Genomic DNA, 14699 nt, shown 5'->3' on the forward strand with positions numbered 1-14699 from the left:
AACCGTTGCCACCAGAACCACTGCCATCAGAGCCGCTACCGCCAGAACCGTTGCCACCAGAGCCACCACCATCAGAGCCGCTACCGCCAGAACCGCTACCGCCAGAACCGTTGCCACCAGAGCCATTGCCGCCAGAACCACTATCGTCCTGAGAACCGTTGCTTCCTGGAGGTTTATTATTATCTTTTGAGTTTCCTTCTGCTAAATGATCACTGTTTTGTACAATAGCGTTTGTTATTGGATTGAAGTTTTCAGTTGCAGCACTACCAATATTTAAGCCGCTAAAAAAGGATAAAGAAAGTGTTGATGCTAAAATGAAGATTTTTGTCATTGTTTTCCTCCTGAAGAAAAAATTATTGTTCCATCTAAAATACACACCTTCGTAATATTTCATAGGAAAAAGAGTTTTATGCAAAAAAAACTATATATAGAAAAAGGTGGTGTATTTCTAAAGGGAGAAAAGAGTTAATGTAAATTTTTTGCAAATAGTAGAGTGATGGAGAATTTATACTCATAACAGTAGAGGAAGTGGCAACGGATGAAAGAATATATTGCATTTGATATTGGTGGTACGCAAATTAAATATGGAATTGTTTCAGAAATAGGGGTAGTACTAATGCATAAAAAGGTCCCAACAGAAATTCACTTGGGCGGGGAACAAATTGTTCAAAAGCTTATATATTTATCAAAAAAGTTAATGACTGAACATACTATTTCCGGAATTGGTATTAGTACAGCGGGAATTGTTGATATTGATAAAGGAGTAATAACGGGAGGTGTGGATCATATTCCGCGTTATGCTAATATTTCTATTGTTGAGAGATTACAAGAAGCATTAAAAGTTCCTGTATCTATTGAAAATGATGTTAATTGTGCAGCCTTAGGCGAGAAATGGAAAGGTACAGGGAGGGGAGAAAGCGATTTCATTATGCTTACGCTTGGAACGGGCATTGGTGGAGCAATTGTTATAAATGGGGAGTTATACCGTGGACATTCGTTTGGCGCTGGGGAATGGGGGAACATGTTAATAGAAGGGAATACTTTTGAGGAGGTTGCCTCAATTTCGGGATTAATTCATCTTGTACGAAGATATAAAGGTGAAAAGGAGTGGGATGGTAAAACAATTTTCGAATTATATGATAAGGGTGATAGCGGTGTTACTCAAGCCGTGAAGATTTTCTTTAAACATTTGGTGATTGGAATTAGTAATCTTGCTTATATTTTTAATCCGAAAATAATTATTATTGGTGGGGGAATTACTGAAAGAGGAGATGATTTCTTAAATGAAGTGAAGAAAGAGATAGGAACATACTTAAATCAAGAGATTTATAGTAATTGTGAGATTAAACTTGCACAAAGCGGCAATTGTGCAGGAATGATTGGTTCTATTTACCACTTATTACATCAGTATAAATAAATATAGTATCTGTTTTCATATAATTGAGAATTTATCCTTTTTCTCATTAGATAAATAATGCTACAATATAAGAGGAGAATACAATGTTTTCCGATTTGGAAAATGCTTTGTAGAAAGGAAGAAACTTCATGCCTATTATTTTAGAAAAAGGACAAAAGATTGATTTAACGAAAGGACAACCGAGAGTAGCGAAACTGCAGGTTGGCTTAGGCTGGGATCCAATTGGGCAATCAGGTGGGTTTCTGTCTTCTTTATTTGGAAGTAAACCAAGTGTAGATTGTGATGCATCTGTTGTTATGTTAGAAGGGGATCGTTTTTTAAACAAAAATGATCTAGTTTACTTCGGCAACAAACTTTCTACTTGTGGTAGTATCATTCATTCAGGAGATAATTTAACAGGTGAAGGCGCTGGTGACGACGAAACAATTTTCGTAGAATTACATAAAGTTCCGAGCCGTATTAATCGTTTAGTATTCGTTGTAAATATTTACGACTGTGTAAATCGTCGTCAAGATTTTGGGATGATTCGCAATGCATATATTCGTATTCAAAACCCACAAACAGGTGAAGAATTAGCACGTTATAACTTGTCAGATAATTACGCTGGCAAAATGACTTTAATTGCAGGGGAAATGTATCGAGACGGAAACGAATGGAAGTTTTCAGCAGTTGGAGAAGGAACACAAGATAAAAACTTAAGTGAGATTGTATCACGTTACCAATAAAATAAACCAAGGAGGAATCGTATATGGCATCAATTTCATTGAAAAAAGGACAAAAGGTAGACTTAACAAAAACAAATCCAGGTCTTTCGAAAGTTCTTGTAGGACTTGGTTGGGATACGAATCGTTATGACGGACAAAACGATTTCGATTTAGATGTTAGTATCTTCTTAGTAGGTGCTAACGGTAAAGTTTCAGGAGCAGAGGATTTCGTCTTCTATAATAATCCAAAAGGTGCGAATGGTGCTGTAGAGCATTTAGGAGATAACCGTACAGGTGAAGGTGAAGGCGACGATGAAACAATTAAAATAGACTTAAAAAATGTTCCTGCACATATCGAACGTATTTGCTTCGCAATCACAATTTATGATGGAGAAGGCCGTAGCCAAAACTTCGGACAAGTTTCTAACTCTTTCGTACGCATTCTGGATGAAGAAAAGAATGCAGAATTAATTCGTTACGATTTAGGAGAAGATTTCTCTATTGAAACAGCTGTAGTAGTAAGCGAATTATACCGTCACGCAGGTGAATGGAAATTCAATGCAATCGGAAGTGGATTCCAAGGTGGATTAGGTTCTCTATGTAATAACTTTGGTTTAGATGTAGAGTAATAGATTTATATATCCATCAGTGAAACGCGTATTTACTGATGGATATATTTTTTGAAATTAAAATATAGAGGTGAATATATATGGTTATTCAATTGCAAAAAGGACAGAAAATTGATTTAGCTAAAACAAGCCCAGGTTTATCAAGAGCAGTAATTGGTCTTGGATGGGATATTAAATCTTATGATGGTGGATCTGATTTCGATTTAGATGCATCTGCCTTTTTATTAGATGCGAACGGGAAATGTACGAAGGAAACTGATTTTATTTTCTATAATAATTTACAGTCTCCTTGTGAATCAGTTTTACATACAGGAGATAACCGTACAGGTGCAGGTGACGGCGATGATGAGCAACTTGTTGTCGATTTGAAAAAGGTTCCAGCAGATGTTCATAAAATTGCTATTACAGTTACAATTTATGATGGAGAAGGCCGTAATCAAAACTTTGGACAGGTTGCAAATGCATTCGTTCGTTTAGCAAATGAAGAAACAAACGAAGAAGTTCTTCGTTTTGATTTAGGGGAAGATTTCTCCATTGAAACAGCAGTTGTCTTTTGTGAATTATATCGTCATAATGGACAGTGGAAGTTTAGTGCAGTAGGAAGCGGATTCCAAGGTGGATTAGGTGCGCTTGTAAAAGCGTATGGCTTGGATGCATAAGAAGGGAAACGGCATTCGTTTCCTTTTTTTGACCTTTCTATAAATCTAGCAAAGAATAGGGGATAAAGGTAAGATGAGTATTTTGCAAGGAATCCTTGATACGTATGCTCAGTTTTTCGACTTGGACATGTGGATTAAAGTGTTACAAGATCCAGTATCTTGGGGGTTAATAGGTACACTTGTTGTACTTGAAGGTTTATTATCTGCTGACAATGCACTTGTGTTAGCGGTAATGGTAAAACATCTTCCAGAAGAAAAACGAAAAAAAGCATTATTCTATGGACTGATTGGAGCTTATGTATTCCGTTTTATTGCAATTGGAATCGGAATGTTCTTAATTAAATTGGCATGGGTAAAAGTTTTAGGTGCGCTTTACTTAGCTTGGCTGTCAATTAAATATTTCATTGATAAAAGAAAAGGCACTTCAGAAGAAGAGGAAGCCCATGGTATGAACCAAAATAGTATTCTCTTCAGAATGTTCGGTGTTTTCTGGGGAACGGTTGCGATGGTTGAATTAATGGATATCGCATTCTCTGTAGATAGTGTACTTGCTGCATTTGGTGTATCGAATGAAGTTTGGATTTTACTATTAGGTGGAATGCTCGGTATTTTAATGATGCGCGGTATCGCTGGCGTATTCTTAAAATTGTTAGAGCGTATTCCAGAACTTGAAACGACAGCATATATTTTAATTTTAATTATTGCAGCAAAAATGCTATTGTCTGTCATTCATATTGAAGTAAGTCATACAGTGTTCTTTATTGTTTTAGTTGTAGCGTTTGGAATAACATTTATAATTCACTACATGAAGAATAGTGGACAAGCACGAGAAGAAGTTGCAGCTACTAAAAATGAACATAAATAATTGAAATGGGTTTGCTCGTTATGCGAGCGCCCATTTTTTATAACTAAAAATAGTTTATAATAGAAGAGAGACTTTAGAAAAAACGTAAATGTTTTTGGAGGTGAACTGTTGTGTTTTCACGTTTTACACTTCAACCATGTGCATTAAAAGATGAATCAGATTTAAAGCAATTTGAAGCGCTTTTAGAAAAACGCCCACAATATGAACTGACAGAGAATGAGATGAAATTTAGTTATATAGCAAGTCGCATTCTTGGTGTTCCTAATGATGTAGATGAATATTTCAATGAGCTATTTGATTATAGTGAAGCAAAAGGGATCGAGGTTTTGCATGAACAAAATTTAAATAAGGTGATTGATCCCGAAAAACTGCGCCATATTCAAGAAGTTTTTGCATTACATCAAGAAGCACCGAATGGACTTACAGTAAATAGGCTTGTAGCACATTTGTCTGGAAAACAACTATTACCGCAAGTAGACAATCCTGATTTACAGCATTATATACATACGACGTTTATTTCTGTATTGAAATTGTATGAGAAACAACATAATCAATCTTTAAAAACAGAAGGATTCCGGCGTTTCTTAATCGATATGATTAAATTAAGTGAAAATTACGTAGCGAAGTGGTTCTCTACGATTAATTATAAGAAACAAATGCCGCGTATCGTTTGGTACGGTGATGCGACGGAGAGTCGTATATATTTCTTATACTTTCTTATTATGCTCGGCTGCGATGTGCTTTATTATCACCCAGAAGGAAAAGATGGATTTGAGAGTGTAGATGAGGAAGGAAAGACCTTTGTCGTATCTCATTCGGGCCGTATTTCATTGGAACCATTTCCTGATCGGCGTCGTGAACGCGTTGCAACAGTAGCTTATCAAGCTTCAAAAGAAATCGAGCAAGTACTTCACCACGATAATTCATTATTATACAAACCGTGGCAATTCCGTTCGTATACACCTGTAGCCCGTACGCTCAAAACAACGTACGATGAACTCTTTTTAATTACGAAAGAAAAGGCATTTGTACGTCCAACATTCTTTGTTGAAAATAAGCATATTTATATTCCTTCTTTATTTGCAAAAATATCAGGTGTTTCAAAGAATGATAAAGAATATTTCCAGCGATTAAAGGCTGTTACATCATTTGATAACAGTTTCTTAATTAATACATTCCCGTTTACGAAAGAACAAAAAGCGAATTTCCAATATCATTATCGAGATGCATTGGACCGCACAGGGAAGTTACATCCGGATTTAATTATGAACAGCCATTGGTGGCCACATAAGCGTTTACCAGAAGGATTACAACATGGTATTGCAGAAGCAATCATCCATACGTGTGAAAGTGAAATGTGCAAACCAATTGCGAAAGAGAAGAAACAAGATGTAGCACTGTATGTTTTCGCACAACTCTCTCAAATACCACCGAATATTTTAGAGCAGCTTGAGAAATTTGATTATTCGCAAGAAGTACCGAAAATTGTTATATTTAATAATGAGAAGAGCGGGGAATTAAGTCGTTCTGATGCTGTGTTATTACTATTTTTAAATCAAATTGGAGTAGATGTATTCCACTTTAATCCAACGGGGAGAAACGATATTGAACCGTATATTGAATCAGGAGCATTTGATTCACATTGGCTTGAAGAAGTTAATTTCGATCTTGAATTTCATGGTTCATCAGCCTATAAAAATTTATCACAAACAATAAAAGGACTATTTCGTCCATTTTTATAAGGAAAGGGAGAATATCATATGAATAACCCAGTCGTACTAGATTCGAAAACAGAATTGAATGAGCAAACCGCACAAGATGTTCGCTTGCAACTTAGACAAGATGCTGAAGTACAACGTATTTATAATGCAGTAGACATTAAAGACCAATTAGAATTAATCGAGCTTGGAAAAGAGCCTTCTATGGAGATTTCACGTTTCGCTGATCAAATTTTACATACAATGTCTTTATCGAAAGTAGAAGACTCTGGTGAATTATTAAAACAGCTTGGTAAAATTATGGACAGATTTGATAGTAAAGACTTTGCGGAAGAGAAAAGTGGTTTCTTCTCACGTATGTTCAAAAAAGCAGATAAAATGATTGAACAAATCTTTAGTAAGTATCAGACGATGGGTCGCGAAATGGATAAAGTATACGTAGAAATTACGAAGTATCAAGATGAAATGAAAAAATCAATTGGTACGTTAGATGGTTTATATGAGCAAAACTTAAAGTATTATTTAGACTTAGAAAAATACGTAGTAGCAGGGGAAATGTTATTAGAGCGTTTAAATACAGAGTTAGTTCCGATGTACGAAGAACGCATACGTAATAATGATCAGTTAGCAGGTATTGAATTAGAATCGCTTAAAAACTCTGTTGAAATTTTAGAACAACGTATTGATGATTTAGAAAAAGCACGTATGGTTGCTCTATTAACAGCGCCACAAATTCGTATGATTCAACGAGGTAATAATAAATTAATCGGTAAAATCAATACAGCATTTATTACAACGATTCCTATCTTTAAAAATGGTATCATTCAAGCGGTAAATGCGAAACGTCAAAAACTTGTTGCGGACTCTATGGCTGAACTTGATCGCCGTACAAATGAATTACTTAAGAAAAATGCACAAAATATCGCAACTCAAAGTGTGGAAGTAGCGAGAATATCAGGTTCTTCTAGTATTAAGATGGAAACACTTGAGGAAACTTGGAACATTATTTCAAGAGGTATGCAAGAAACACAACAAATTGAAGAGCAAAATAAACGTGAGCGTGAAGAAAGTCGTAAGCGTATGGCTACATTAACAGAAAACATAAAAAAAGAATTACAAGGATAAACAAAAAGGCAATGAGGAATATTCCTCATTGCCTTTTATTCGCTATTTGCGTGCTAATAATTAGTGGGGATGAACAAAATCTCCACTGATTAAAGTTGCACTTTATTTTCTCTTAAATAATTTAATGATTTCATTCACAACAAGCGGAATGATACTTAACAAGAGAACAAATCCCCAATCTCGCATTGTTAATGCATGCACACCAAATATATTGGCAAGAGGTGGGATGGAGATGATACACACTTGCATAAGAACACCGATTAGAAGTGAGAAGACTAAATATTTATTTGTAAATATCCCAATTGAAAAAATTGATTTCGTTCTTGAACGTAAGTTAAATGAATGAACGAGTTGAGAAAAACTAAGAACGACAAATGCCATCGTTTGAGCGTGTAATAGAGCGTCATCATCAATTTGATCTGGGAAGAGAGGAAATAAATTTGTATCTCCTGTATAGAGCTTTGCCCCGACGATAAAGGCTGTTAAAGTAAGAAGTCCAATTACAACCCCATTGAAAATAAGAAAAGGAACGCTGCCGCTAAATAAGCTTTCTTTCGCATGTCGTGGTTTGTCCTTCATCACATCTGGATCTTCAGGATCAACACCGAGTGATAATGCAGGCAGTGTATCTGTAATTAAATTTACCCACAAAATGTGAATAGGTCGTAGTGGTGTTGCCCAGCCGAGTAAAATAGCTAAAAAGAGAGCTATAATTTCGCCGAAGTTACAAGAGAGTAGGAAGAGAATAGACTTTTTAATATTACGATAAATATTTCTTCCTTCTTCAACAGCTTTCACAATAGATGAGAAGTTATCATCTGTTAAAACTACATCTGCTGCGCCTTTTGCGACATCTGTTCCTGTAATTCCCATCGCTACTCCAACATCAGCTTGTTTTAAAGAGGGAGCATCATTTACACCGTCACCAGTCATGGAAACGATATTTCCTTCATCACGTAATGCTTTTACAATCTTCACTTTATGTTCTGGAGAAACCCTCGCAAAGACATTTAAGTGATTAATTTTACTTGCTAGTTCTGTATCTGAAATGTTATCTAATTCAGTTCCAATCATAATTTCAGATTTTTCTTCAGCAATACCAAGTTCTTTGGCAATTGCAAAGGCGGTATCCTTATGATCACCAGTAATCATAACTGTGCGAATACCAGCTTTTTTACATTCTATAATTGAATCTTTTACTTCTGTGCGTGGTGGATCAATCATACCGACAAGACCGATAAAGATGAGATTTTCTTCGAGGTGATTAATATCCACATCGTTTGAATCGTATCGTTTATATGCGAATGAAAGTACTCTTAAGGCTTCTTGCGACATTGACCCCGCAGCTTCTAATATTTGATTTTTATCAGAATCTGTTAGGACCTCCAGTTTATTATTTATAAAAATATGGGTACAGTGAGGTAAAAGTTTATCAATAGCACCTTTCGTCATGCTATAGTAGCCTTCATCGTACGTATGTACAGTTGACATCATTTTACGATCAGAATCGAAAGGCAATTCGTTAACACGTTCATGTTTATTTTCTAAATAATCTTTTTGAATGTTAAAAGAGCTTCCGGCAACAAGAAGGGCAATTTCTGTAGGATCCCCCGTTTGTGAGTCGGCACCGTAAGAAGCATCGTTGCATAAAACCATATTTTCTAATAATAGACGGTGTGCAGCATTATTTACATTCAAATTTTCTAGCTGATCGTATGCACGATCACTATAAAAGTGAGTAACAGTCATTTTATTTTGAGTTAATGTACCTGTTTTATCTGAACAAATAATCGTGACAGAACCGAGAGCCTCAACAGCCGGTAGTTTACGAATGATAACGTTTTGTTTAATCATACGCTGAACACCAATTGCAAGAACGATGGAAACGATAGCTGGTAAGCCTTCTGGAATGGCTGCAACAGCTAAACTAATTGCGGTCATAAACATTTCCAAAGTATCTCTTCCTTGTAAAAAACCGATGAGAAACATAATAACGCAAATAGCTACAGCGACAAAACCTAAATATTTTCCTACTTGTGCTAAGCTTTTTTGAAGCGGTGTCATATCATCTTCAGCTTCATGCAAAAGAGTTGCGATTTTTCCGATTTGTGATTTCATTCCAGTTTCGACAGCAACACCGACGCCACGTCCGTATGTTACTAACGTCGACATAAAGGCCATGTTTTTTTGATCGCCTAATGGTACTTGCTCATCACTTTGCATGGAAGGGCGGTAGACTGCATCTTTATCGACAGGGACAGATTCACCAGTTAGAGCAGATTCTTCAATTTTTAAATTCGCAGTTTCGATAAGTCGTAAATCGCAGGGGATATACCGCCCAGCATCAAGCATAACGATATCACCTGGAACGACGTGCTCAGATGGAATCTCTTTAAGTTCACCATCTCGCTTTACGATAGCTTTAGGTGTTGCCATCTTTTTCAATGCTTCTAAAGCCTGTTCTGCTTTCGATTCTTGGATTACACCGATAACAGCATTTAAAACTACAACGAGCGCGATAATACTTGCATCGGCCCATTCACCTACAAAGGCGGAAATAAGGGCAGCGATAATAAGGACATATACGAGGACGTCATTAATTTGGGCGAAAACGCGCTGCCATAAAGTACGTTTTTGTTTTGAAGTCAATTCGTTTGGACCATACTGTTTTAAACGTTCATTTACGTTTTCATCTGTTAAACCGTGCTGTTCATTTGTTTCTAGGTCGATTAATGTTTGATTTTTCGTCTTACTGTACCAATTGCTCATAAGTAAGCACCCCCAGTAAAAACAGTTAGCAATGGTAGTGTGGCAATTTTTTTAAAGTAGTATGTATGGAGAAAAAATCTAAGGTGAGGTTCTACTTTCATTGTACAGTATTTTAGAATGTGATGAGGAAAAGAGAAGAGTTGTCATGAATTTGTTGAAATTAAAAGAGCCTCGAATACGTGAGGCTCTTTGTTATTTTTTAATTAATGTACCTAATTCCTCAGTAATAGCTTGCATTTCACTAATACTGAATGTTTCACGTTTCATAACATGCTCATAAATGTCACGTAAGTCCTCGTACATTTCTGCGTTAAAACTAGCAGCTCTCATTGCTCCAGCATTAACCATGCGTAATTTTTCTTTAATAGCTTCTACCATATATTCAACGTTTGCTTCTGATTTTACGGATAAATCCACCGAAGTGTCCCCCTTTAAAATAACATAAGGTTATCTTAACATTTTTTTATCATTTTCGTTAATGAAACTTTTCAATCCTATTAAATTAGTAGGGATTTCCTTTATATTTAATAATTGGTTGTTTATACTATATAAGTATATAGTAAGAAATGCACCAAGAAGGGAAGAAACAAAAATATGGTCCGGGTATTGTTTGTTTGTCTTGGGAACATTTGTCGTTCTCCAATGGCAGAAGCAATTTTTCGAGATCTTGTCGTAAAAGAGGGACTCGAAGAGAAAATTGTCATTGATTCTGCAGGAACTGGAGATTGGCATATTGGTCATCCACCACATAAAGGAACACAAAAAATTTTAAAAGAAAATGAAGTCTCTTTTGAAGGAATTAAAGCACGGCAAGTAGAAAAAGAAGACTTAACAAAGTTTGATTATATTATTGCCATGGACAACAAGAATATAGCGGATTTAAAAAGTTTTGATAAAACTGGAGGCTATATTGGTAGACTGTCCGATTTTGTTCCAGACGGTGGCTGGACAGACGTTCCTGACCCTTACTTTACAGGGAACTTCCAAGAAGTGTATGACCTTGTAACAGAAGGGTGTGTAAAGCTATTAGCTTTCATTCGAAATGAACAAGGAATATGAGGAAGCTTAGAAAGTAATACTTTCTAATATAAGAAATGAAAGGGTGAAGGAATATGGCAAAGAAAAATAATATTGCTCGAAACATTGCGATTGGTGTAGCTGCAGGTGTAGCTGTATCTATGTTAAAGAAAGAAAACCGTGAAAAAGTAAAAAACACGGCAGAAAAAGCAAAAACAAAGATGATTGAAATTGGTGAAAATGCGAAGATAAAAGAAAAAGTGCAAACTGTTACAGATAAAGGACGCGAACTTGCTGATTTCAATGTAGTGAAAGCGAAAGTAGCAGAAATTAAAAAATTGACGCCGTCTGTTGTAGAAACGTTAAAAGAAACGAAAGAAATTTTTAGTAAGAAAAAAATTGTTCCAGTAGAAAAGCCGGAAACGATTGAAATTCAAGCTGTATCTCCAAAGGTAGATGAGCTTAAAGCAGAAGAAGAGCCAGTGGTAGCTGAAGATGGTGGTATGAAAGAAGCGCGTGAATTATTTATGAAGGACTCAAATGCAGAGGAAAAAAAAACTGAAGAATACATTGAGCTAAAGCAAAATAAAGAAGAGAAGAAAAGCGTCTAAAACATATGAAAAAATTTCTAGAAAAAGCAAAAAGACATCGTACTTTTTCGTTTGGGAAAGATTTATATGACCGGACGATGCGCGATGATGTAGCGGGCTTAGCAGCACAGCTCGCTTATTTCTTCTTGCTTGCGATTTTTCCTGGGCTTGTTTTCTTAATTACGCTTCTTGGCTTTATTGACCTTCAAACAGAAAGTGTGCTCAATTTATTAGAACCGTACGTACCAGAAGATGCGATGAACTTAATTGAAGTAAACGTAGATAAAGTTGTAAACGAACAAAATGGTGGTTTATTATCATTCGGTTTACTATCGATGTTATGGTTTGCTTCTAATGGAGTAAATGCGATTATGAATGCTTTTAACCGTGCTTATGATGTAACAGAAACACGCTCCTTTATTAAAACAAGAGCTTTATCAATTGTGTTTACATTAGCTATTATTTTTATGATTGTGTTTGCGCTAATTGTTCCAGTATTCGGACAAGTAATTGGTGCAGCAGTGTTTAAAGCAATTGGTTTATCGGATAGTTTTGCTTATGTGTGGAGTATTGCACGTTTAGTAGCGAGTTTCTTCGTTTTGGTCGCTTTGTTTAGCTTTTTATATACGTTTGCACCTGATCGGAAATTAAAGCGAAGAGAAGTCATATCGGGGGCTTTATTTGCTACTGTAGGGTGGATTGTGGTATCGTACTCATTTGCCTATTATGTAGATAAATTTGCAAATTACGCTAATACATATGGTGGTCTCGGTGGTATCATTATTTTAATGTTATGGTTTTACTTAACTGCGTGGGTAATTTTACTTGGCGGTGAAATTAATGGTTTACTCCATCATTATAGAACAGGTGACAATAATTCCCGTAATGAAAAATGAGCTCTTGTTCCATAATAAAAGGGAACAGGGGGGATATTTCATGAGTAATAATAAAAAGAACCACAATAATAAAAGCAACAATAAACAAAAGAGCAGTTCGCATCCAAAGCATAAAACAAGCAGCAGTGCGAACGGTCATAATAGCTACCATTAAAAAAAACGGGTCCTTCATCAGGGACCCGTTATTTATTTCCTTTTAATAATCGTAAACCATTCAAAATGACAAGGATGGTACTTCCTTCATGTCCAATAACACCGAAGGGAAGAGCTAAAAACTGTAAAAAATTTGAACAAATCAGCATTGCAATGACAGCTAAAGAGAAGATAACGTTTTGCTTCACAATACGGTTCATTCGTTTTGATAAACGGATTGCTTGAGAGAGACGAGATAATTCGTTTTTCATAAGAACAACGTCTGCAGTCTCTAATGCTACGTCTGTTCCTTCACCCATTGCAACACCAATACTAGCAGTAGCGAGGGCAGGTGCATCGTTTATACCATCTCCAACCATGGCGACTATGCCATACTTTTCTTTTAACTGCTTTATCGTTTCAACTTTTGTTTCCGGTAAACATGATGCGTAATATTCTTTTATATTACTTTCATTGGCAATTGCTTTTGCTGTTTCTTCATTATCACCAGTAATCATGATTGCTTCGACACCAATGCTTTGCAAATCACGAATAGCCGCTATCGTTTCTTGGCGAAGGGTATCTTTTAAAGCGATTAGTCCAAGAATACCATCCTCATCACTAATATAAACGACAGTTTTCCCCTCTTTTTCAAGTGAAGCAGAAATGCCATTATGGAATGTTTTTATTTCCTCCCCGATAAAATCAGCTTTACCAATTTTATAAGCTTTGTTTTCTAATATTCCTTTTAATCCAAAACCAGTTACATCTTCAACGTTTTCTGGTTTTTTTATCGTAATGTCGTAAGCATGTTTTGCATATTTAACAATCGCTTCTGCTAAAGGATGTGTAGAGTGACTTTCAATCGCTGCTGTGATAGAAAGTACTTCACTTTCTGCTATGCCTTCTCGAACATATACATCTGTTACAGTAGGTTTTCCTTGTGTTAATGTTCCTGTTTTATCAAAGGCAATCGCCTTTACTGAAGCTAGACGTTCTAAATGAATACCACCTTTAAAGAGAATACCGTTTCTCGCTCCGTTTGAAATTGCTGATAAAGTTGCCGGTGTAATGGCTGCAACTAGTGCGCAAGGAGAAGCGACTACAAGTAAGATCATGGCGCGATAAAACGTTTCATTCCAACTCCAATCAAGTAAGAAATGAGGAACGAACATCATAAGCGCAACAACAAGTAGTACACCTTTTACGTATGTTCCTTCAAATTTTTCGATGAATAGTTGTGATGGTGATTTTTCGCTTTGTGCACTTTGAACGAGACGAATAATCTTTTGGAATAATGTTTGATCGCTCGGCTTCGTAATTTTAACTTCAATAGCTCCACGTAAATTTACAGTGCCAGCAAATACTTCATCACCGAATTTTTTCTCATTCGGAATAGGTTCTCCTGTAATAGCAGCTTCATCAATATTTGTTTCACCAGTATGAATTGTGCCATCAGCAGGAACACGCTCACCTGGCTTAATTAAAATAATATCGTTAATTTGTAATTGTCCAACTGGAATACGTTCCTCGGTTCCGTGTGAAATACGTAATGCTTCTTCAGGTTGTAAGTCAAGAAGCGCTGAAATTTCTTTTTGGCTTTTACTTAATGTATAAGATTCCATTGCTCCGCTTAATGCAAAGATGAAGATTAAAATAGCACCTTCTGCCCAGTAACCTATAACTGCGGCGCCGATAGCTGCAAAAATCATGAGCATTTCAACATTTAGCTCTTTCTCTTCAATTGAGTCTGCAATACCTTCTTTCGCTTTTGCAAATCCTCCAATTACATAAGCAAGGATATAGAAAGTAATACCTGCAATTATTGCATCATTTTTTGTGAATAACCAGCCAGCTAAAATAAAAATACCAGATGCGATTGCAAATATAAGTTCATAATGTTTCTTTAATGTATCCCATAAAGAGGGATGAGAAATATCTTTTTGTGCTTGTAATGTTTTTACTTCTGCGTTCATTAATACTCGCTCCTTCCGAATTCTTATTGAGAAAAAGAATCAAAATCGAAACCCCTATAAAACGACGAAAGCTGCCATCCATAATGGATAGCAGCATTTCTGTTGAATCTGATTTTAATAGTTATTATGTTGTAATTATTCTATAGTATAGCATATGTTTTTCTTAGATGATATGTTTTTGTTTTAGTATAAAGTGAAACTT

The 14699-nt window shown here is 35.9% G+C and carries 13 protein-coding genes and 1 pseudogene; 10 read left to right on the plus strand and 4 right to left on the minus strand.

Annotated features, from left to right (window positions below; all coding sequences use genetic code 11):
• Positions 1-331, minus strand: a pseudogene (locus tag V7038_RS08995) (cell wall anchor protein); the annotation flags it as partial.
• Between the two features lie 207 nt (positions 332-538).
• Between V7038_RS08995 and V7038_RS09000 the strand changes: the two are divergent.
• The 7 genes from V7038_RS09000 (at position 539) to V7038_RS09030 (ending at position 7117) form a co-directional block, all read left to right on the plus strand.
• Positions 539-1417 (plus strand): ROK family protein, encoded by an 879-nt coding sequence (locus tag V7038_RS09000; RefSeq protein ID WP_335469884.1) that lies wholly within the window; start codon positions 539-541, stop codon positions 1415-1417.
• Between the two features lie 128 nt (positions 1418-1545).
• Entirely contained in the window at positions 1546-2142 is a 597-nt protein-coding gene (locus V7038_RS09005) for a TerD family protein (protein WP_002029589.1), read from the plus strand.
• 23 nt (positions 2143-2165) lie between these two features.
• A complete protein-coding gene (locus V7038_RS09010) occupies positions 2166-2750 on the plus strand; it encodes a TerD family protein (RefSeq protein WP_002113699.1) in 585 nt (194 codons plus the stop codon).
• An 80-nt stretch (positions 2751-2830) separates the two neighbouring features.
• The gene (locus V7038_RS09015) at positions 2831-3409 is read left to right on the plus strand and encodes a TerD family protein (RefSeq protein ID WP_002091197.1); all 579 of its coding nucleotides are present in this window, start codon (positions 2831-2833) and stop codon (positions 3407-3409) included.
• A 73-nt stretch (positions 3410-3482) separates the two neighbouring features.
• Positions 3483-4274, plus strand: a complete 792-nt coding sequence (locus V7038_RS09020; RefSeq protein WP_002113704.1) for a TerC family protein — start codon at positions 3483-3485, stop codon at positions 4272-4274.
• Positions 4275-4384: 110 nt separating this feature from the next.
• Positions 4385-6016 (plus strand): YceG family protein, encoded by a 1632-nt coding sequence (locus tag V7038_RS09025; RefSeq protein WP_070127868.1) that lies wholly within the window; start codon positions 4385-4387, stop codon positions 6014-6016.
• An 18-nt stretch (positions 6017-6034) separates the two neighbouring features.
• Complete coding sequence (locus tag V7038_RS09030) at positions 6035-7117, plus strand: toxic anion resistance protein (protein ID WP_002113709.1); 1083 nt, start codon at positions 6035-6037, stop codon at positions 7115-7117.
• Between the two features lie 102 nt (positions 7118-7219).
• Here the strand turns inward: V7038_RS09030 and V7038_RS09035 are convergent, their stop codons facing one another.
• Both V7038_RS09035 and V7038_RS09040 read right to left on the minus strand, forming a co-directional pair.
• Entirely contained in the window at positions 7220-9886 is a 2667-nt protein-coding gene (locus tag V7038_RS09035) for a cation-translocating P-type ATPase (protein WP_335469890.1), read from the minus strand.
• A 192-nt stretch (positions 9887-10078) separates the two neighbouring features.
• Positions 10079-10303: a DUF1128 domain-containing protein gene (locus V7038_RS09040; RefSeq protein WP_002113714.1), complete on the minus strand. Its 225-nt coding sequence runs from the start codon at positions 10301-10303 to the stop codon at positions 10079-10081.
• 177 nt (positions 10304-10480) lie between these two features.
• Between V7038_RS09040 and V7038_RS09045 the strand changes: the two genes are divergently transcribed.
• The 3 genes from V7038_RS09045 to V7038_RS09055 are packed head-to-tail and all read left to right on the plus strand — an operon-like array spanning position 10481 to position 12389.
• Positions 10481-10945, plus strand: coding sequence for a low molecular weight protein-tyrosine-phosphatase (locus tag V7038_RS09045; protein WP_002159414.1), 465 nt, complete (start codon positions 10481-10483; stop codon positions 10943-10945).
• A gap of 53 nt (positions 10946-10998) precedes the next feature.
• A complete protein-coding gene (locus V7038_RS09050; RefSeq protein WP_002201882.1) occupies positions 10999-11514 on the plus strand; it encodes a DUF4075 domain-containing protein in 516 nt (171 codons plus the stop codon).
• Positions 11515-11519: 5 nt separating this feature from the next.
• Positions 11520-12389 (plus strand): YihY/virulence factor BrkB family protein, encoded by an 870-nt coding sequence (locus tag V7038_RS09055; protein ID WP_070138694.1) that lies wholly within the window; start codon positions 11520-11522, stop codon positions 12387-12389.
• A 182-nt stretch (positions 12390-12571) separates the two neighbouring features.
• On the opposite strand, the gene V7038_RS09060 is transcribed toward V7038_RS09055, so the two are convergent.
• Positions 12572-14497 (minus strand): heavy metal translocating P-type ATPase, encoded by a 1926-nt coding sequence (locus V7038_RS09060; protein WP_199661225.1) that lies wholly within the window; start codon positions 14495-14497, stop codon positions 12572-12574.
• Positions 14498-14699 lie beyond the last annotated feature (202 nt).

The sequence above is a fragment of the Bacillus sp. JJ783 genome (genome assembly GCF_036963225.1).
Lineage (GTDB): Bacteria > Bacillota > Bacilli > Bacillales > Bacillaceae_G > Bacillus_A > Bacillus_A cereus_U.